General features: G+C 70.2%; 17 protein-coding genes. 14 read left to right on the top strand and 3 right to left on the bottom strand.

Annotation, left to right across the window (positions count from 1 at the left end; all coding sequences use genetic code 11):
• Genes CAL11_RS12720 through CAL11_RS12710 form a run of 3 tightly spaced genes read left to right on the top strand, consistent with a single transcriptional unit; the run spans position 1 to position 3,791 of the window.
• Positions 1–906, top strand: a complete 906-nt coding sequence (locus CAL11_RS12720; protein WP_086093165.1) for an amidohydrolase family protein — start codon at positions 1–3, stop codon at positions 904–906.
• Complete coding sequence (locus CAL11_RS12715) at positions 903–2,255, top strand: MmgE/PrpD family protein (protein WP_086093164.1); 1,353 nt, start codon at positions 903–905, stop codon at positions 2,253–2,255. The genes CAL11_RS12720 and CAL11_RS12715 overlap by 4 nt, the downstream gene beginning before the upstream one ends.
• A 57-nt stretch (positions 2,256–2,312) precedes the next feature.
• Entirely contained in the window at positions 2,313–3,791 is a 1,479-nt protein-coding gene (locus tag CAL11_RS12710; protein ID WP_167382610.1) for an NAD-dependent succinate-semialdehyde dehydrogenase, read from the top strand.
• On the opposite strand, the gene CAL11_RS12705 is transcribed toward CAL11_RS12710, so the two are convergent.
• Both CAL11_RS12705 and CAL11_RS12700 read right to left on the bottom strand, forming a co-directional pair.
• A complete protein-coding gene (locus tag CAL11_RS12705) occupies positions 3,784–4,710 on the bottom strand; it encodes a LysR family transcriptional regulator (RefSeq protein ID WP_244172805.1) in 927 nt (308 codons plus the stop codon). The genes CAL11_RS12710 and CAL11_RS12705 overlap by 8 nt on opposite strands.
• A gap of 72 nt (positions 4,711–4,782) precedes the next feature.
• Positions 4,783–5,844 (bottom strand): amidohydrolase family protein, encoded by a 1,062-nt coding sequence (locus CAL11_RS12700; RefSeq protein WP_086093161.1) that lies wholly within the window; start codon positions 5,842–5,844, stop codon positions 4,783–4,785.
• Between the two features lie 194 nt (positions 5,845–6,038).
• Between CAL11_RS12700 and CAL11_RS12695 the strand changes: the two genes are divergently transcribed.
• Positions 6,039–7,025: a tripartite tricarboxylate transporter substrate binding protein gene (locus tag CAL11_RS12695; RefSeq protein WP_086093160.1), complete on the top strand. Its 987-nt coding sequence runs from the start codon at positions 6,039–6,041 to the stop codon at positions 7,023–7,025.
• Positions 7,026–7,172: 147 nt separating this feature from the next.
• Positions 7,173–8,243 (top strand): FUSC family protein, encoded by a 1,071-nt coding sequence (locus tag CAL11_RS12690; RefSeq protein WP_033460655.1) that lies wholly within the window; start codon positions 7,173–7,175, stop codon positions 8,241–8,243.
• Positions 8,244–8,290: 47 nt separating this feature from the next.
• Here CAL11_RS12690 and CAL11_RS12685 read toward each other — a convergent pair whose 3' ends face one another.
• Positions 8,291–9,775, bottom strand: a complete 1,485-nt coding sequence (locus tag CAL11_RS12685) for a PLP-dependent aminotransferase family protein (protein WP_086093159.1) — start codon at positions 9,773–9,775, stop codon at positions 8,291–8,293.
• 82 nt (positions 9,776–9,857) lie between these two features.
• On the opposite strand from CAL11_RS12685, the gene CAL11_RS12680 reads away from it, so the two are divergent.
• From CAL11_RS12680 to CAL11_RS12640, 9 genes are all read left to right on the top strand, one after another.
• A complete protein-coding gene (locus tag CAL11_RS12680; RefSeq protein WP_086093158.1) occupies positions 9,858–10,481 on the top strand; it encodes an FMN-binding negative transcriptional regulator in 624 nt (207 codons plus the stop codon).
• A 35-nt stretch (positions 10,482–10,516) separates the two neighbouring features.
• The gene (locus CAL11_RS12675; RefSeq protein WP_033469974.1) at positions 10,517–10,873 is read left to right on the top strand and encodes an antibiotic biosynthesis monooxygenase family protein; all 357 of its coding nucleotides are present in this window, start codon (positions 10,517–10,519) and stop codon (positions 10,871–10,873) included.
• Between the two features lie 16 nt (positions 10,874–10,889).
• A complete protein-coding gene (locus tag CAL11_RS12670) occupies positions 10,890–11,501 on the top strand; it encodes a LysE family translocator (RefSeq protein WP_086094579.1) in 612 nt (203 codons plus the stop codon).
• A 35-nt stretch (positions 11,502–11,536) separates the two neighbouring features.
• Positions 11,537–12,016, top strand: coding sequence for a DUF1801 domain-containing protein (locus CAL11_RS12665; protein ID WP_086093157.1), 480 nt, complete (start codon positions 11,537–11,539; stop codon positions 12,014–12,016).
• Positions 12,017–12,217: 201 nt separating this feature from the next.
• Positions 12,218–13,474 carry a M20 family metallopeptidase gene (locus CAL11_RS12660; RefSeq protein WP_086093156.1) on the top strand — a complete coding sequence of 419 codons (1,257 nt, stop codon included), beginning with the start codon at positions 12,218–12,220 and terminating at the stop codon, positions 13,472–13,474.
• Positions 13,475–13,510: 36 nt separating this feature from the next.
• The gene (locus CAL11_RS12655) at positions 13,511–15,025 is read left to right on the top strand and encodes an ABC transporter substrate-binding protein (RefSeq protein ID WP_086093155.1); all 1,515 of its coding nucleotides are present in this window, start codon (positions 13,511–13,513) and stop codon (positions 15,023–15,025) included.
• 3 nt (positions 15,026–15,028) lie between these two features.
• The gene (locus CAL11_RS12650) at positions 15,029–15,988 is read left to right on the top strand and encodes an ABC transporter permease (protein WP_086093154.1); all 960 of its coding nucleotides are present in this window, start codon (positions 15,029–15,031) and stop codon (positions 15,986–15,988) included.
• The gene (locus tag CAL11_RS12645) at positions 15,966–16,820 is read left to right on the top strand and encodes an ABC transporter permease (RefSeq protein ID WP_033467865.1); all 855 of its coding nucleotides are present in this window, start codon (positions 15,966–15,968) and stop codon (positions 16,818–16,820) included. Before CAL11_RS12650 ends, CAL11_RS12645 begins: the two co-directional genes overlap by 23 nt.
• Position 16,821: 1 nt before the next feature.
• Positions 16,822–18,456: a dipeptide ABC transporter ATP-binding protein gene (locus CAL11_RS12640; RefSeq protein ID WP_086093153.1), complete on the top strand. Its 1,635-nt coding sequence runs from the start codon at positions 16,822–16,824 to the stop codon at positions 18,454–18,456.
• Positions 18,457–18,530 lie beyond the last annotated feature (74 nt).

Here is an 18,530-nt window from a genome sequence, read left to right as displayed (position 1 = left end):
ATGAATGCGAGTGTCGAACCCTTGCTTGAATCGCAGGAACCGCTGCCTGCCTGCACGCCGCCGGCGTTCGCGGTTCCTCCGGGTGCCTGCGATACCCATGCCCATATCTTCGGGCCTGTCTCCCGTTATCCGCTGGATCCCAAGCGCACCTTCAATCCGCCGCGCGCCGGCATCGACGACTATCGGCGCCTGCTGTCCGCGCTGGGGCTGGAGCGCGCAGTGATCGTGCACTCCGGCGCCTACGGAACCGATATCTCGGTGACGCGCGATGCCTTGCTGGCTTCCGGCGGCAAATGGCGCGGCATCGCGCTGGTCGATCGCAATGTCACGCGCGACGCATTGGCCGACATGCACGCGGCCGGCTTTCGCGGGGTGCGCTTCAACTTCATCTTCGGCCACAAGAACGAGGAAGACGATGTCCTGGAGATCGCGCGGCGCATCGCGGAGTTCGGCTGGCATATCCAGCTGCTGGTCGATGCACGCACCTTGCCGGATCTGCTGCCGCTGATCCGGCGCCTGCCGGTCATGGTCGTGATCGACCACATCGGCCGCATGCCGACTTCCGCCGGTATCGGCGACCCCGGCTTCCAGGCCTTGCTGGGGCTGCTGCGCGAGCGGCGCTGCTGGGTCAAACTTTCCGGCGCCAATCGCATGGGCGACCCCACGCCGCCCTATGCCAGCGTGGTGCCGTTCGCCCATGCGCTGGTCGAGGCCGGCGCGGATCACCTGGTCTGGGGCACCGACTGGCCCCATGTCCGCGAGCCGGGCGCCATCCCCAACGACGGCGACCTGCTCAACCTGCTGCAGCTGTGGGTGCCCGACGAACGCCTGCGCAACGCCATTCTCAGCGACAACCCCGCCCGCCTGTACGGCTTCGCGCCAGGCGGCAAGGAGCCCCAGCCATGACATCCACTGCAATCGAGAAGATCGCCGCCTTCGTCGCCGGCTTCGACCCAGCCGGGGCCACGCCCGCCGCCCGTCATGTCGCGGCGCGCGCCTTGTACGACACGATCGCGGCGGCGATCGCCGGCGCCGACGAACCCGCATCGCGGCTGATGATGGATTATGCCCGCGGCCACAGCGCGCCGGGCATGGCCACCGTCTGGGCCACCGGCGATCGCCTGCCGGTGGAGCTGGCGGCCCTGGTGAACGGCACCATGGGGCATGCGCTGGATTTCGACGACGTGAGTTCGCCCCTGCGCGGACACCCCAGCGTGGCGATCTTTCCGGCGCTGGTGGCGTTGGGCGAGAGCCGCGGCGCGAGCGGCAAGGCGCTGATCGACGCCTATCTGGCGGGCTTCGAGGTCACCATCAAGCTGGCGCGCGCCATCGTGGACGACCAGTACGCCAAGGGCTGGCATTCGACGCCGTCGATCGCGGCGTTCGGCGCCACCGCGGCGTGCGCGCGGTTGCTGGGGCTGGACGCGGCGCGCATCGCGCATGCCATGGGTATCCTGGTCTCGCAGGTTGCCGGCACGCGGCAGAACTTCGGCACCATGTCCAAGCCGTTCCAGGCAGGGCAGGCCAACGTCATGGCGCTGCGCGCCGCCTTGCTGGCCGAGCTGGGTTTCGATGCGTCGATGGCCGCCATGGACGGCCCCCATGGCTATACGGTGCTGTATGCCGACGGCCAGGACATCCATGCGCAGCTCGACACCCTGGGCCAATTGCCCCTGGAAATCGACGCGGCCGGCATCGAGGTGAAGAAGTATCCCCTCTGCTATGCCACCCACCGGGCCATCCAGGGGGTTCTCGACCTGCGCAGGCAGCACGCGCTGGCATTCGCCGAGGTGGAGCGGGTCGAGGTGAAGACCAACTACCGGGCGACCGTGCCGTTGATCTACGACCGGCCGCGAACCGGGCTGGAGGCCAAGTTCAGCATGCATTACGCCGTGGCCGCCGCGTTGCATGACGGCGCGGTCAACCTGGCCAGCTTCGAGGATGCGGCGGTGCGGCGTCCCGCCATCCAGGCCTTCTTCGAGAAAGTGGAAATGAGCCAGGGCGAGCCGCCGATGTTCCCGCGCTGGGCGGAAGTCGTCGTGCATCTGCGCGGCGGTATCAGCCACCGCATACGCGTGGATGGCCTGCGCGGCAGCGCGCAGTTCCCGCTGAGCGACGACGAGCTGCTGGAGAAGGGCGCGGATTGCCTGGCACACGGCAAGGTTTCGCTGTCCGCCGAGCGCCTGGCGCGCGCCTGCTTCGACCTGGATGCGACGCCGCTGCAGACCTTGCTGGCCGTCCTGCGGCCCGCCTAGCGGGTCGCGCCATGCCTGGCCGTGGGCGCGACCCACGGCTTTTTTTCTTCCGATCCGATAGATATGACAACTTCGCCCCTGCAGTTGCTGAAAGACCCGTCCTTGCTGCATACCGACGCCCTGGTGGACGGACGCTGGCTGGCCGCGAGCCAGCGCTTCGCCGTGCACGATCCGGCCACGGGCCACAAACTTGCCGACGTGGCCAACCTCGACGCCGCTCACGCGCGCCAGGCGATTGCCGCCGCGCAGGCGGCATGGCCGGCCTGGCGCGCGCGCACGGTCAAGGAGCGCAGCGCCATCCTGCGCAAATGGTTCGACCTGCTGCTGGCCAACCAGGACGACCTGGCCCGGCTGCTGACGGCCGAGCAAGGCAAGCCGTTTGCCGAGGCACGCGGCGAGATCGCCTATGCGGCCAGCTTCGTCGAATGGTTCGCCGAAGAGGCCAAGCGCATCAACGGCGAGACCTTGCCGGCCTTCGACAGCAATCGCCGCCTGCTGGTGCTGCGCGAACCGATCGGCGTGTGCGCGGCGATCACGCCGTGGAACTTCCCGCTGGCCATGATCACGCGCAAGGTCGCGCCGGCGCTGGCCGCCGGCTGCCCGGTCATCGTCAAGCCCGCCGAGCAGACGCCGCTGACCGCGCTGGCCGCCGCCGAGCTCGCCGTGCGCGCCGGCGTGCCGGCCGGCGTGCTGGGCGTGCTGCCCGCCGACGGCGCCAACAGCATCGCCATCGGCAAGGAATTGTGCGCCAGCGACGCGGTCCGCCACCTCAGCTTTACCGGATCCACCGAGGTGGGGCGCATCCTGATGGCGCAAAGCGCCGCCACGGTGAAGAAGATGTCGCTCGAGCTGGGCGGCAACGCGCCCTTCATCGTGTTCGACGATGCCGACCTCGACAGCGCCGTCGAGGGCGCGATGCAGAGCAAGTACCGCAACGCGGGGCAGACCTGCGTGTGCGCCAACCGGATCTATGTGCAGGATGGCGTCTACGACGCCTTTGTCGGGAAGCTGGCGGACGCGGTCCGGGCCTTGAAGGCCGGGCCGGGCTTCGACGAGGGCGTCACGCAGGGGCCCCTGATCGAACCGGACGCCGTCGACAAGATCGAACGGCACATCGAGGACGCCGTGTCCAAGGGCGGCAGGGTGGTGGCGGGAGGCAAGCGGCTGGGCGGGCTGTTCTTCGAGCCGACGGTGCTGGTCGACGCCACGTCGCAGATGCTGTGCGCGCGCGAGGAGACCTTCGGCCCGCTCGCGCCGGTATTCCGCTTCCATGCCGACGAGGAGGCCATCGCCGCCGCCAACGCCACGGAATTCGGCCTGGCCAGCTATCTGTACAGCCGCGACGTGGGCCGGATATTCCGGGCTGCCGAGGCGCTGGAGTCCGGCATGGTGGGCGTCAACGTCGGCATACTGGCCACCGAGCACGTGCCGTTCGGCGGCGTCAAGCAGTCCGGCCTGGGGCGCGAAGGCGGCCGGCACGGCATCGACGATTACGTCGAAATCAAATACATGTGCGTGGGCGACATCCTCAAGTAGCCGCGGGCGGGGCCTGCAGGCCTTGCGCGGCCTGCAGCACCACCGAGCGCAGCCATTTGTGGCCGACGTCCTTGTGGCTGCGCTCGTGCCAATAGGCGCCATAGCGCATGCGCGGCAGGCGTAGCGGCACTTCGAGTATCTGGATGGGCTGTTGCGCGGCGAAGGCGCGCGCCAGCACCAGCGGCAGCACGGCGAGGAGGTCGCTGCCGATGATGGTGTAGGGAATGGTCAGGAAGTTCTGCACCATGAAAGGCGGCGCCAGCTTCTTGCCCAGCAGTTCCACGGCCTCGTCGATGACCCGCCCCGACATGTTCCGGCCCGTTCCCCAGGGCCGCGCGTGCGGATAGCGCAGGAAGTCGGCCAGGCTGAGCGCACCGTGCAGCGCCGGATGGTCGCGGTCCGCGATGCAGACGATGCGGTCCTGGAACAGTTGCATCGAGCGCAGCGATTGCGCCGGCTTGCGCAGCCAGGCGATGCGCAGGTCCACCTCGCCGCTTTCCAGCAGTTCGTAGGCCCGTTCGGGGTCCGGCGCGCGCACCTCGATGCGGATGTTGGGCGCATGCGCGCGCAAGTGTCGGAAGATCGGCGGCATCAACAGATGCTCCGCGTACTCGGGCGCCGACAGTACGAAATGGCGTTCCGAAACGGACGGATCGAAGGGCCGCGGGCGGTGGGCGAGGGCATCGTACTCGGCCAGCAGGCGGCGCACGCGGGCCTCGATCTCGCCGGCGCGGTCCGTGGGGACCATGCCGGCGCGCGAACGCAGCAGCAGCGGGTCGTCGAACAATATGCGCAGCCGCGCCAGCGCGTGGCTGACCGCCGGCTGGCTGACGTCCAGGCGGTCGGCGGTGCGCGATACGCTGCGCTCGCTCATCAGCACCAGCAGGGTCCGCAGCAGCTTGATGTCGATATTGTCCATGGCGGGGATTGTAGGGGCGACCGAAGCCGGCCGTGGCAATCCTTTGCGTGGCGGCCCGCCCATGGCGAATTCTCAGGGCTGGGGCGGCAGCCGGTAGACGCGGCGGGCCGTGCCGGCGAACAGCTGCGCCTTTTCCTGCGCCGAGCAGTGCGCCGCCAGCCGCTTGAACGCGTTCCACAGCACGGGATAGGACAGCATGCCCTTGTCGACGCTGAAGTTGCTTTCGAACATGCAGCGCCCGGCGCCGAACAATTCGATGCACGCCTCGACATACGGACGCCAGGCATTGGCCAGCTGGCGGGAATCCGGCGGCTCGGCAAGCAGGTGGAAGTCCAGCCCGCTGAAGTGCATGGCCAGGCCGCCCAGCTTGACGTTGACATTGGGGCAGGTGGCCAGCGCGCGCATGGCCGCGTGCCAATGGGCGTAGACCGCGTCGCGGCGGCCGGCGTAGGGGCCGATGCCCAGCGGCCCTCCCGCATGATCGACCACGATGACGGTCTGCGGGAAGGCGCGCGCCAGGTCCAGCACTTCGTGCAGCTGGGTGTGGAAGGCCCAGGCGTCGTACGACAGGCCCAGCGGCGCCAGTTCGGCAAAGCCTTCGCGAAAGCGCGGCGACATCAGCAGGTGTTCGGGCACCTTGCCGGAATTCGGCTGGATGTGCGGGCTGGCGTGGGCGGCGGTCATGCAGCGTATGCCGCGCAGGCGTTGCGGCGCCGCGCTCAGGTGCGCCTGCAGCACCGGCCGCACGGCCGCGCCCAGCGACAGGTCCGCATAGGCGACGATGCCGGCGCAGGCGCGCAAGCGGCCATACAGGTTGCTGGCGCTTTGCGCGCCGATGCCGTTGGCGAATTCGGTCTCGCCCACGGGCCGCATGTGGGTCGGGCCGTCGCAGCGGTACATCGAACGGCATTGCACGTACACGGTGGCGAGCACGTTGTGCCCGGTCCGCAGGTCGGCACGCAGTTCGTCGAACAGGTAGCGCTGGCCCGGGCGGTCCCACAGATGGTGATGGGCATCGACGATGGGCAGGCCGGGTTCCAGCACCGGTTCTCGGCGCTGCGCCAGCCAATCGGGGCGAATGGGGATTTCGGGCGGCGCGTAGCGCGGCGCAGCGTCGGGGTCGGCGGTGTCCATGCAGGCTTGGGTATGGATGACGGGTGGGCCATTATTCGCGGCGCATGGCGGGCATGCAATCGTTTACCCGCGTTACGCCGCAAAGTGAGCAAGAACGTACAAGGTGGGCGGCGCGGGGTTGGCCAGAATCGCGGTACCGGCAAAGCGCGCGCCGCGCGGCGCCGCATCGGTCCATAACGAAAAGAGGTCCTACCATGGCATTCAAGCAAAGGCTGAGCGGCCTGCTGGGCGGCCTGGCCTGCGTGTTGCTGGCCCTGCCGCCGGCGGCCGCCGAGCCCGCCTATCCCTCCCGGCCCATCCGGCTGATCGTCCCGTTCGCGCCAGGCGGCACCACCGACGCGGTGGCGCGCGCCGTCGCCACCAAGCTGGGCCAGGCGCTGGGCCAGTCCATCGTGGTGGAGAACCGGGCAGGCGCGGGCGGCAGCATCGGCACGGACTTCGTCGCCAAGGCGCGGCCCGACGGCTACACGCTGCTGCTGGGATCGGCGGGTCCGTTATCGGTGAACCCGACGCTGTATCCCAATCTACCCTACGAGCCTACCCGCGACTTCACGCCGGTCGGCATGATCTGCACCTCGGCGCTGGTGCTGGTGACCTCCACGGCGTCGGGCATCGCATCCACCGCGGACCTGATACGCCAGGCCAGGGCGAACCCCGGCTCGCTGACCTACTCGACCGCCGGCGTGGGCGGCGCCAGCCACATTGCCGCCGAACTGTTCGCCTCGATGGCCGGCATCAAGGCCACGCACGTTCCGTACCGGGGTTCGGGGCCGGCCACGGTGGCGGCGGTGGCGGGCGAAACCTCGTTCACCTTCACCGGGCAGACGGCGGCCTGGCCCATGGTGCAGGCCGGCAAGCTGCGCGCCCTGGGCGTGGGCAGCCGCGAGCGCAGCGCCGAGCATCCCGACGTGCCGACCGTCGCGGAAAGCGGCCCGGTGCCCGGCTATGAGGCGCTGGACTGGAACGTCATCATGGCGCCGCCAGGCACGCCCGACGCGGTCGTGCGCACGCTGGCCGACAGCCTGGACCGCATCCTGGACGATCCCGAACTGCGCGCGTCCTTCGTCCAGCAGGGCATCTCGATCCGCAAGGGCACGGCCGCCGACGTGCAGGCGCTGATGCGGCACGACATCGCCAAATGGGCCAAGGTCATCAAAGAGGCCAACATCGAAACGCAATAGGACGGCCGGGGCGGGCGGGGGGCCGCGCAGTATCATGGCTGGTCGCCAGCTCCGCATCGACCCATGGCTTCCAGGAAACCCTCCGCCGCAAGAAAGACCGCGCCCAGGCCGCCGCATGGCGGGCGCAAGGCCTCGCGCGGCCAGTCCGTGCGCCACCTGCTCGCCGGCAATCAGCTCCGGCAGAGCCTGCTGATTGCCCGGCCGGCCTCGGTCCGGGTGGCCCTGGTCGCCGGCCTGCAGGCGGGGCTGGCGATTTTCGTGGCCCTGGTCAGCGCGCATCTGTCGCCCTGGCCGCACCTAGTGGGGTTTTCCGCGCTGGGCGGGCTGGCGGCGCTGTTCGGGCGCTTCGCGTCGGCGCAGGGCCGCCAGCGTATCGTGATGGTCTGCGGCCTACTGCTGGTGGCGGGCGTGCTGGTGCCGTCGCTGGCCACCTATGCGGGAGCGGGCGCGCTGTCGATGGTGCTGCTGCTGGCGCTGTCGGCCGGGCTGTACACGCTGGCCGTGTGGCGCTGGGGGCTGACCGGCGGACCGGGCGCGGTCATTTTCGTGTTTGCCGTGGGCGCGGCGCTGGCGCCGGTGGATTCGGCGGCGGCGGTCATGGAACGGACCCTGGCCACCGCCTGGGGCGCGCTGGTGGCCTGGCTGGCCTGCGCCTTGACCGACCGCCTGCGGCCGCACGGCGCCGTGGCGATGGCTGCCGCGCCCTTGCCGCCGCTATCGTTGCAGCTGATGGTTGCCGGACGCATCGCGGTGGGCGCGGGCGCCGCGGCCCTGATCATTTTCCGGGCCGGCTGGCAGTACCCCGCGTGGGCGGCGATCGGCGCGGCTGCGGTGATGCAGGGCACGCATCTGCACTTGACGATGAACCGTTCCCTGCAGCGCATGGCGGGCACCATCGTCGGCGCCTGCATCGTGTGGGCCATCCTGGCGCAGGACCCGTCCTTCTGGGTGCTGGTGGCGGCGGTCGTGCTGTGCCAGGTCATCACCGAAGTGACCATCGGCTTCAACTACGCATTGGGCCAGGTCACGGTGACGCCGATGGCGCTGCTGATGACCTATATGGCCTCGCCGGCGCCGGCCAGCAACATGCCGGTGGAGCGGGTGGTCGACACCATCGTGGGCGCGGCCATCGGCATCGTCTTCGCCGTGATCTTCTCCACCGTCGACGACCGCGTCCATCTGGCGCGCCGCTACCGCAAGCTGCGGATCTGGCGCTAAGGCAAGGCGCGGCGCGCCTCGTGCGGCCGGGTCGCGCCAGCTTGCCGTCAGTCCTTCATGCGTTCGATCGCCGAGGCCAGGATGGCGATGCCTTGCCGGATCTGGTCGACGTCCAGGCTGGCGTAGCCCAGGATGAGGCCGGCGGGCCGGTGGGGGCGGCCGGGCCCGGCCGGGGCGTGCAGCGGCCCCACGGGGTACACGCCCACGCCCATGGCGCGCGCCGTCGCCACCAGCGCGGGCTCGTCGCGCGCGTCCAGCCCGGGCAGCCACAGCACCACATGCAGGCCGGCCGCCGTGCCGTCGACCCGGGCGCCTTGCGGCAATTCGCGGGCGATGGCTTCGAGCAGCGCGGTGCGGCGGCGCTCGTTGTCGCGGCGCATGCGGCGCACATGGCGCTCGTAGACGCCGCTGTCGATCAGCGACGCCAGCACCTGCTGTTCCAGCGCCGGCGCGTGCCGGTCGGCCAGCCGCTTGGCTTGCCGGAATGCGTCGACGAGGTGGCGCGGCAGCACCATGTAGCCTAGCCGCAGGCGCGGCGACAGGGCCTTGGAGAACGTGCCGACGTAGATCACCCGTTCATCGGTATCGATGGATTGCAGGGCGTCGATGGGGCGTTGGCCGTAACGGAATTCGCCGTCGTAGTCGTCCTCGACGATCCAGGCATCGTGGCGCCGGGCCCATTGCAGCAGTTGCTGGCGGCGGCCGATGGGCAAGACGCCGCCCAGCGGGAACTGGTGCGAGGGAGTGACGTAGGCCAGGCGCACGCGCGCGGTCTCGGGCAGTCGTTCGGTGTCGAGGCCGTGCTCGTCGACATCGACCGGCAGCAGGCGCGCGCCGGTGGCGGCGAAGCAGTGCCGCGCCATCAGGTAGCCGGGGTTCTCGAACACGAAGTCGTCGCCGGCGTCCAGCAGCAGCCGCGCGCACAGGTCGATGGCCTGCTGCGAGCCATGCACAACGAGGATCTGGCCGGTTTCGCAGCTTATCCCGCGCGCGCGCCGCAGGTAGCCCTGCAGCGCGCGGCGCAGCGCCGGTTCGCCTTCGGGCGCGGCATAGCTCAGGCTGTGCGGCGGGCGCAGCAGCGCCTGCTGATAGGCGCGCTTCCAGGCCAGGCCCGGAAAGTCGCGCGAGGCGAGCGCGCCGTACAGGAAGTCACAGCGCACCGGCGCCTGATCGGGCGGCGCCGGCGCGCCGAGGCCGGCCACGCGCCGGCCCCACGCGGACAGGACGGCAGGCCGCTGGGCGGCCGGGCAGGCGGGCGCCGCGTCGGGGCCGGGCGCGGCCAGCGGACTGGCGACGCGGGCCGCGCGGCCGGCGGCGGTATCCAGGAAACCTTCGGCCGCGAGCTGTTCGTAGACGGCGGTGACCGTGGTGCGCGAGACGCCGAGCTCGGCGGCCAGGGCACGGGTGGACGGCACCGGCGCGCGCGCGGCCAGCGTGCCATCGGCGATCTGGCCGCGCAGCAGGCCGTAGATGCGCCGGCCCGCACCGTTGGGGCCGCTGGGGCGGCTGGCGGTCTTGCCTGACTGGCCCATTTAAATACCTTGGAACTGGATCTTTTCATTATGCCGGTTTGGCGCCACAGTGGGGCCATTCCATTTCCATCCATTGCCCGCCATGTATCTGCCCGCCCATTTCGCCGAAACCCGGCCCGAGGAACTGGCCCGCATCATCCGCGCGCATCCGCTGGGCATGCTGGTCACCCAGGATGCCCAGGGGCTGGACGCCGACCATCTGCCGTTCGAGTTCGATCCCGACGCCGGGCCGCACGGCACGCTGATCGCCCACGTGGCGCGCGCCAATTCGCTGTGGCAGCGTTGTTCCGGCGGGGCGGCGGTGATGGTCGTGTTCCGCGGGGCCGAGGGCTACATCTCGCCCAACTGGTATCCCAGCAAGCACGAGGCGCATCGGCAGGTGCCCACCTGGAACTACGAGGTGGTGCATGCGCACGGTACGCTGGCGGTGCGCGACGACGAGCGCTTCGTGCGCGGCGTGGTCGCGCGGCTGACGCGCCGCCACGAGGCGGGCGAGGCGCGGCCCTGGAAGATGACGGACTCCACGCCGGAGTACATCGACAGCATGCTGCGCAACATCGTGGGTATCGAGATCGCCGTCACCTCGCTGGTCGGCAAGCGCAAGCTGAGCCAGAACAAGGACGAGCGCGACCGCCTGGGCGCGGTCCAGGCGCTGCAGGCGCGCGGGCAGGACGAACTGGCGCAATGCATGCGCGAAGCGCGGTGAGCCGGTCACCGGACATGGGCGGCCCCGCGCCCACGATCTACACGTCCACCTTCACTTTCGCGATGGGAACGGCCGACGCGGCGTTCGATGCGCTGGACCGGGTCATCGCCGAGGCGGCGCGGGCCACGCCCGGCTATCTGGGCGAGGAGGCCTGGGAGAGTCCGGCGACAGGCCTGGTGTCGAATGTCTATTACTGGGAAAGCCTGGAGGCCCTGCACGCCCTCATGGCCCATCCGGCGCATGTCGAGGCCAAGCGGCGGCAGGCGCAATGGCTGCGCGGCTACCAGGTGGTGATCGCGCAGGTGATAGGTGTCTACGGCGATGGCGGCATCGCGCATCCGCTGGCGGATGCGCGGCTTGCGGCGCACGGCATGGCCGCGTCGCGCGATTGAACCTGGAATGGGCGACATGTCCCTGCTTGCCTTCCTGCTTGCCGCCGTGCTGCTGGCCATCACGCCCGGCCCCGGCATCGCCTATGTGGTCGCCCGCACGGTGGCTGGCGGGCGGGCCGAGGGGTTGGCCTCGTGCCTGGGTACGGCGCTGGGCGGCCTGGTGCACGTCGTGGCGGCGGCGTTCGGCCTGTCGGTGCTGATCGCCGAGTCGGCGCTGGCCTTCAGCCTGCTCAAGTATGCGGGGGCCGCCTACCTCGTGTACCTGGGCCTGCGCATGTGGCTGCGCCCGCGGCCGGCGGCGGCGCGGGCCGTGGCGCCGCAGGGCGCGCGGCGCGCGCTGGCCGAGGGCATCGTGGTCGAGGCGCTGAACGTCAAGACGGCGCTGTTCTTCCTGGCGTTCCTGCCGCAGTTCGTCGATCCGGGTGCGCCCCTGGCGCCGCAACTGGCGCTGCTGGGATGCATCTGCGTTACGCTCAATACCTTGGTCGATGTGGTGGCGGTGGTCGCCGCCCATCGGCTGCTGCGATCCGAGGCGGCTCGCGTTGCGCGCGCTCGCGTGCTGACGCGCGTGTCGGGAACCACGATGGTGGGCCTGGGCGTCTTTCTGGCGCTGGCGCGGCGAGACTAGCGGCCGGCTCCGACGGCGCGCGACAAGGAGATGCGATGGCTGGCAAGCGTACCGAAGGATCTGGAAAGGGCGGCGCCCGGGGCGCGAAGGCTGCGGGCAAGGGCGGGCCGGGCGAGGTCGTGCTGCTGTCCGGCGGCAACCCGCAGATAGCCAAGGGCTACGGCGATGCCCCCGTGCAGGCGTACATCGCGGCCATGCCGGGCTGGAAGCGCGCGGTCGGCGAACGCCTGGACGCGATAGTCGAGCGCACGGTGCCCGGCGTGTACAAGGCCGTCAAGTGGAACTCGCCGTTCTACGGTTTCGAGGGCGAAGGCTGGTTTCTCAGCTTCCATTGCATGACGAAATACATCAAGGTCGCCTTCTTTCGCGGCGCGTCGCTGCAACCCCTGCCGCCGGGCGAGTCCAAGCAGAAGGACGTGCGCTACCTGGACATCTACGAAGACGCGCCATTCGACGAGGCCGGTTTCGCCGACTGGGTGGCGCAGGCCAGCCGGCTGCCGGGCGAGCGCATGTGAAGGCCCGCGGCCCGGCGCTGCGCGGCGGTGAGGCAGGCCTGGCCGGCGCGTAGCGATCGGCAGGTGCCCGTCCCCGCGGGGACAGGCGCCTGGAGTGTGGACATTCCAAGCAAACCCGCATCGGGAAAACCATGATGGACCGTCCCGCGGCCACGCTCGTACGATTCGTTAAATCGTTTTACTAACGTCGTGAGAGAGGCCATGTCCAAGCAAGCCATGCTCGATGCCATCGAGGCCGAGCGCGAACTGTTGATCGGGTTCCTGCGGGATTTCGTGCGGGCGGCGTCGCCCAATCCGCCTGGCGACACGCGGGCCGCCGCGGCGGTGATCCAGGATTTCCTGAGCGCGCGCGGCGTGCCGAACGAGCTGCTTGGCCCCCAGGAGAGCATGCCCAACGTGGTCAGCGAATGCGAGGGCGGCCGCGCCGGTCCGCGGCTGGTCTACAACGGCCACATGGACGTGTTCCCGGTGGGCGATGGCCACGGCTGGACGCGCGACCCGTGGTCGGGCGACATCGAGGACGGGCGCCTGCACGGCAGGGGCACCTGCGATATGAAGACGGGGACGGCCGCGTCCGTGATCGCCTATGCCTACCTGTATGCGCGGCGTGCGCAACTGGCGGGCAGCATGGCGCTGACCGCGGTATCCGACGAGGAGACGGGCGGGCGCTGGGGCACGCGCTGGCTGCTGGAAAACGATACGCGCTGGCGCGGCGACTGCGTGCTCAACGGCGAGCCGAGCAGCCTGGACACGATCCGCTTCTCCGAGAAGGGCACGTTGCGGCTGAAGTTCGAGGTGCTGGCCGCCGGCGCGCATGGCGCCTATGTGCATCGCAGCGAAAGCCCCACCCGCATCGCGGCCGCGCTGATCGGCCGCCTGGCCGAGGTGGAGGCGATCGAGCCGTCCCTGCCGGCGGCGCTGAAGGCGCACCTGCAGCGCGAGGACGTGCGCCGCGCGCTCGACGTGGCGATGGGCGAGGGCGCGGCCGACGTGGTCACGCGCACCACGCTGAACGTCGGCGTGCTCAACGGCGGGCTGAAGATCAACATGATCCCGGACCGCTGCGTGTTCGAGGTCGATATCCGCTTGCCCGTGGGCACCGAGCCCGAGGCGGTGCTGGCCCGGCTGGAGGCCATCATGGCGGAGTTTCCGCAGGCCTCGATGGAAGTGCAGCAATGGCACAGCACGCCGCCCAATGTCTGCGCGCACGATCATCCCATGGTGGATTTCATCGCCGACAATGCGCAGGCGATCGTGGGGCGCCGGCCGGTTGCCGTGCCGTCGATCGGGTCCACCGATTGCCGCTACTGGCGCCGCGCCGGCGTGCCGGCTTACGTCTACGGCCCGGCGCCGGGCCGCATGGCGATGAGCAACGAGTCGGTCGACCTGGATGAGTTCATCGCGGTCGCGAAGGTCCATGCGGCGGCCGGGTGGGATTACCTGAACGGCGCTGCCTGAGAGCGGCCACGGCCGCACACAACACAAGGGGAATACATGATGAGCAAGACGGGAAAGATGGCGGCCGCGCTGGCCGCGCTGTGCTTGAGCGTGGGCCTGGCCGGCGCCGCGCGGGCGGAGTCGACGCTGCAGGTGGCCCTGTCCACCAGCCTGAACAGCCTGGACCCCAACGTCACGACGCTGGGCGAGGAGTACGTGTTCAACGGGCTGGTGTTCGGCGGCCTGACCCGCATCGACGCCAATTCCAAGGTGGTGCCCGACCTGGCGGTGAGCTGGACGCCGTCGGCCGATCTGCGCGAATGGACGTTCAAGCTGCGGCCCGGGGTGAAGTTCCACCACGGCAAGCCGCTGACGGCCAGCGATGTGGTGTTCTCGTTCCAGCGCATCGTCGATCCGGCGACCGGCTCGCCCGGCCGCACCCAGCTGGAAGTAATGAAGTCGGTGGACGCGCCCGACGAGGCCACGGTGCATTTCACCCTTACGCAGCCGTACGCGGATTTCCCCGGGCTGCTGACCGGCCGCCAGCTGCGCGTGGTGGCGCAGGACCGCATCGACACCATCAAGACCCAGCCCAGCGGGACGGGGCCGTTTCGCTTCGTGCGCTATACGCCGGGCGACCAGCTCGAACTGGAGCGCAATCCCGACTACTACGACAAGGACCGCATCAAGATCGACCGGGTGGTGATGCGCGTGATGCCCGAGGCGGCCGCGCGCGTGGCGGCCTTGCGCTCGGGCAGCATCGACATGATCTGGAATCTGCCGCTGGAGACCATTCCGGACCTGAAGAAGGACGCCGCGGTGGTGGTGGACTCGGTGCCCAGCGCCAGCTGGGACGGCATCGTGCTGAACAATTCCAAGCCGCCGTTCAACGATGTGCGGGTGCGCCGCGCGGTGTTCCTGGCGCTGGACAAGAAGGAGCTGGTGAACTTCGCGCTGTTCGGCGAGGGCTCGCCCACCCACAGCCCGATCGCGCCGACCGATCCCGCGTTCAACAAGGATATCGGCTTTGCCACCGACCTGGCGCAGGCCAGGCAGTTGCTGGCCGAGGCCGGCTATGCCAAGGGTTTCGCGGTGGATATCTTCGTGCCGGCGGGCCGGCCTTCGCGCGAACGCCTGGGCGTGGCCGCGCAGCAGCTGCTGCGGCCGCTGGGCATCAAGCTGAACGTGCAGCGGGTGCCCTACAACCGCTATTCGGCCGGCGTGGCGGGAATCGCGCCCATGTATGTGGACGGCTTTTTCGCCAGCCCGGTGATCGACGCGGCGACCTCGCCCTGGTTCTACAGCACGGGTTCGTGGAACGCGCGGATGTGGCACTTCTCGAGCAAGCGGGTGGACGAGGCGCTGGACGCGGCGCGCGCCAGCACCGACCGCGCCGAGCAGATCCGCCACTACCAGGATTTCCAGCGCGCGCTCACCGAGGAAGTGCCGGGCATCATCGGCTACGTGACCAACGTCGCCACGGCCTACCGCGCCGACATCAAGAACTACCACACCAATCCCTTCCTCTGGCTCGACCTGTACGACGTCGAGAAAACCGGCGGGGCGCGCTGAGCCATGTGGGCCTATCTCGTCAGGCGGCTGGGGCATGTGGTGTTCGTGGTCGCGGCCATGGCGGTGCTGATCTTCCTGATCACGCAGGCCATGCCCGGCAACGTTGCCTATACCATCGCGGGGCACTTCGCCTCGCCCGAGCAGGTCGCCGCCATCGAGGCCCGCCTGGGGCTGAACGATCCGCTGTGGACGCAGTTCTGGCGCTGGGCCGGCGCCGCGCTGCGCGGCGACATGGGGCAGTCGCTGGTGATGGGCCGGCCCGTCGGCCCGCTGATCTCCGAGGCGCTGGGCCGCTCCGCGCTGCTGGCGGTGGCGGCCCTGGTGCTGACGGCCGCGCTGGGCATTTTCCTGGGCGTGGTGGCGGCGGTGCGGCACGGCCGCTGGCAGGACCGGCTGATCCTGGCGTTTTCGTGGCTGTCGATTTCGCTGCCGCAGTTCCTGATCGCCATCGTGCTGGTGCTGCTGGTGGCCGGTACGCTGGGATGGCTGCCCGCCACCGGGTATGTGGAGCTGTCCGCCGGTTTCGGCGCCTGGCTGTCGCACCTGGTGATGCCGGTATGCACGCTGGTGCTGGGCCTGGTGGCCCACGTGACCAGCCTGCAGCGCTCCAGCATGCTCGAGACCCTGAGCGCGCCCTATGTGCGCGCGGCCCGCGCCAAGGGCCTGCGCGAACGCACGGTGCTGTACCGCCACGCCTTGCGCAACGCGCTGATTCCCACCGTGACGGTGCTGGCGCTGGACTTCGGCATCCTGATGGGCGGCATCGTGGTGGTGGAGACGGTGTTCTCGTATCCCGGCCTGGGCCGCCTGCTCATCTTCGCCGTGGAACAGAAGGACCTGCCCGTGCTGCAGGCCGGCGTGCTCGCGGTCACCGTCATCTATGCCCTGGCCAACCTGGCGGCGGATATCGCCTACGCCATTCTCGACCCCCGGATCCGCTATGGAAATCTCGACACCCATTGAAGCCGGCCGCGCCCGCGCGCCGCTGCCCACGGCCCTGGTCGTGGGCACCCTGATGCTGGCGGCCATCGTGCTGGTTTCGCTCGGCGCGCCCTGGCTGGCCCGCTACGATTTCGACGCCATGGACGCCGCCGCGCGCATGATGCCGCCGTCGCCGCAGCATTGGCTGGGCACCGACGAGTTCGGCCGCGACGTGTTCAGCCGCGTGCTGTACGGCGGCACCACGTCTATCCTGCTGGGCGTGTCGGCCACCGCCCTCAGCTTCGTCGTCGGCGTGCCGCTGGGCCTGCTGGCGGGCTACCTGCGCGGCTGGATCGACGACACAGTGATGCGCGCCGTGGACATCGTCATTTCGGTGCCGCCGGTCATGCTGGGGCTGCTCATCCTGGCGTCCACCGACCCCAGCCTGTGGAAGGCCGCGCTGGCCGTGGGCATCATCTACACGCCCATCATGATCCGACTCGCGCGCGGCATGACGCTGTCGCTGGCCAACGAAGAGTTCATCACCGCCGCCCGCGCGCGCGGCGAGGGGCTGGCCTGGATCCTGCTGCGCGAGATCCTGCCCAACGCCTTGCCGCCCCTGGTGGTGGAGGCGTCGCTGCGCGTCAGCTTCGCCATCCTGCTGGGCGCGGTGTTCAGCTTCCTGGGCCTGGGCACGCAACCGCCGTCCTCGGACTGGGGCCTGATGGTGGCCGAGGCGCGTCCCTATCTGGAGCGGGCGCCCTGGGTGGCGCTGTCGCCCGGGCTGGCGATCTGCCTGACCGTCATCGCCGTCAACCTGATGGGCGAGGGGCTGCGCAAGCGCCTGGACGCGCGCGGCGAGCAAAGGAACTGAGATGCACCAAGACACTATCCTCGATATCAAGGGCCTGGGCGTGCGCTACGGCCGCAACCAGGTGCTGCATGGCGTGGACCTCGCGTTGCCGCGCGGCGCATCGCTGGGCATCGTGGGCGAGAGCGGCTCGGGCAAGAGCACGATTGCCTGGACGGTGCTGGGCCTGTTGCCGCCCGGCGCGGCGGTCACCGGCGGCAGCGTCGTCTTCGACGGCCAGGACATCACGGGCGCGCGCGCCGCCGGGCTGCGCGGCGACCGCATCGCCATGGTGTTCCAGGATCCGTTCACCGCGCTCAACCCCAGCCTGCCGGTCGGCCGCCAGATCACCGAGGCGCTGGTCGAGCGCGGGCGCGCCGATGCGCGCGCCGCGCGCGTCGAAGCGCTGCGGCTGATGGACGAGGTGCGCCTGCCGCGCGCCAGCACGTTGCTGGACGCCTACCCGCACCAGCTGTCCGGCGGCATGAAGCAGCGCATCGTGATCGCCACGGCGCTGGCCTGCTCGCCCGACTTGCTGCTGCTCGACGAGCCGACCACCGCGCTCGACGTCACGGTCGAAGCCCGCATCCTGGACCTGCTGGACGAGCTGCGGGTTCAGCGCGGCCTGAGCATGGTCTTCATCAGCCACAACATCGGGCTGGTCGAGCGCATGTGCTCGCGCGTGACGGTCATGCACGGTGGCCGCGTGCAGGAGGCCGGCGCGGCGCGACAGGTGCTGTGGCATCCCGCCCATGCCTACACGCGCAAGCTGCTGGCCGCCTTGCCGCTGCTGGAAAAGCGCGCGCCGGCCGTGCCGGCCGTCGGCGCGCCGATCGCGCGCGTGCGCGACGTGCGGCTGACATTCCGGCCGGCCCATCCGCTGGGCGGCTGGGCCAGGCTGCTGCGCCTGCCGCGCGCCGAGGGCGTGGCGGCCCTGGCCGGCGTGTCGCTGGAATTGCGGCCGCGGGAAGTGGTGGGCCTGGTGGGCGAGAGCGGGTCGGGCAAGTCGACCCTGGGCCGCTGCCTGGTGGGCCTGCAGGCCCCGGACCAGGGCACGGTCGAGCTGTCCGAACACGACGTGTACCGCGCCAGCCCGGATGTGGCGCGCCGGCTGCGGCGCCAGTCGCAGATGGTGTTCCAGAATCCCGATTCCTCGCTCAACCCGCGCCAGCGCGTGGGCGAGGTCCTGCGCCGGCCGCTGCAGCTGATGGGGCTGGACCGCCGCCAGCAGGATCGCCGCCTGGCCGAGCTGCTGGACCTGGTGCGCCTGCCGGCAGCCTACGCCGAGCGCTATCCGCACCAGCTGAGCGGCGGGGAAAAGCAGCGCGTGGGCATTGCCCGCACGCTGGCGCTGGAGCCTTCGGTGCTGGTGTGCGACGAAGCCACCTCGGCGCTGGACGTGTCGGTGCAGGCATCGATCCTGGAGCTGCTCAAGGACCTGCGCGACCGGCTGGGCGTGGCCATGCTGTTCATCTCGCATGACCTGGCGGTGGTCTCGCAGATATCCGATCGCGTGGTGGTGATGCGCCACGGCGCCATCGTCGAGCAGGGCCGCACCGACCAGGTGCTCAGCGCCCCGGCCCACGAGTACACGCGGCTGCTGCTCGACAGCGTGCCGGCTTTCGTGGCGCGCCGCGCGCGGGAGGCGGCCGTGGCCTGAACGGGGCCTTTGCGCCGGCGGTGGCGGGCGGGCCTTGCCCCTATAATCCGACGCATGACTCAGCACCCGGGCGC

The sequence above is a fragment of the Bordetella genomosp. 6 genome, from assembly GCF_002119705.1.
Classification (GTDB): Bacteria; Pseudomonadota; Gammaproteobacteria; order Burkholderiales; family Burkholderiaceae_B; genus Bordetella; species Bordetella bronchiseptica_F.
This window is presented reverse-complemented; position numbering and strand designations above follow the sequence as displayed.

What these genes read in the sequence shown, in the direction of transcription:
- CAL11_RS12720 (WP_086093165.1), top strand. Translation starts at nt 1, where the DNA reads ATGAATGCGAGTGTCGAACCCTTGCTTGAATCGCAGGAACCGCTGCCT.
- CAL11_RS12715 (WP_086093164.1), top strand. Translation starts at nt 903, where the DNA reads ATGACATCCACTGCAATCGAGAAGATCGCCGCCTTCGTCGCCGGCTTC.
- CAL11_RS12705 (WP_244172805.1), bottom strand. Translation starts at nt 4,710, where the DNA reads ATGGACAATATCGACATCAAGCTGCTGCGGACCCTGCTGGTGCTGATG.
- CAL11_RS12700 (WP_086093161.1), bottom strand. Translation starts at nt 5,844, where the DNA reads ATGGACACCGCCGACCCCGACGCTGCGCCGCGCTACGCGCCGCCCGAA.
- CAL11_RS12695 (WP_086093160.1), top strand. Translation starts at nt 6,039, where the DNA reads ATGGCATTCAAGCAAAGGCTGAGCGGCCTGCTGGGCGGCCTGGCCTGC.
- CAL11_RS12685 (WP_086093159.1), bottom strand. Translation starts at nt 9,775, where the DNA reads ATGGGCCAGTCAGGCAAGACCGCCAGCCGCCCCAGCGGCCCCAACGGT.
- CAL11_RS12680 (WP_086093158.1), top strand. Translation starts at nt 9,858, where the DNA reads ATGTATCTGCCCGCCCATTTCGCCGAAACCCGGCCCGAGGAACTGGCC.
- CAL11_RS12670 (WP_086094579.1), top strand. Translation starts at nt 10,890, where the DNA reads ATGTCCCTGCTTGCCTTCCTGCTTGCCGCCGTGCTGCTGGCCATCACG.
- CAL11_RS12665 (WP_086093157.1), top strand. Translation starts at nt 11,537, where the DNA reads ATGGCTGGCAAGCGTACCGAAGGATCTGGAAAGGGCGGCGCCCGGGGC.
- CAL11_RS12660 (WP_086093156.1), top strand. Translation starts at nt 12,218, where the DNA reads ATGTCCAAGCAAGCCATGCTCGATGCCATCGAGGCCGAGCGCGAACTG.
- CAL11_RS12655 (WP_086093155.1), top strand. Translation starts at nt 13,511, where the DNA reads ATGATGAGCAAGACGGGAAAGATGGCGGCCGCGCTGGCCGCGCTGTGC.
- CAL11_RS12650 (WP_086093154.1), top strand. Translation starts at nt 15,029, where the DNA reads ATGTGGGCCTATCTCGTCAGGCGGCTGGGGCATGTGGTGTTCGTGGTC.
- CAL11_RS12645 (WP_033467865.1), top strand. Translation starts at nt 15,966, where the DNA reads ATGGAAATCTCGACACCCATTGAAGCCGGCCGCGCCCGCGCGCCGCTG.
- CAL11_RS12640 (WP_086093153.1), top strand. Translation starts at nt 16,822, where the DNA reads ATGCACCAAGACACTATCCTCGATATCAAGGGCCTGGGCGTGCGCTAC.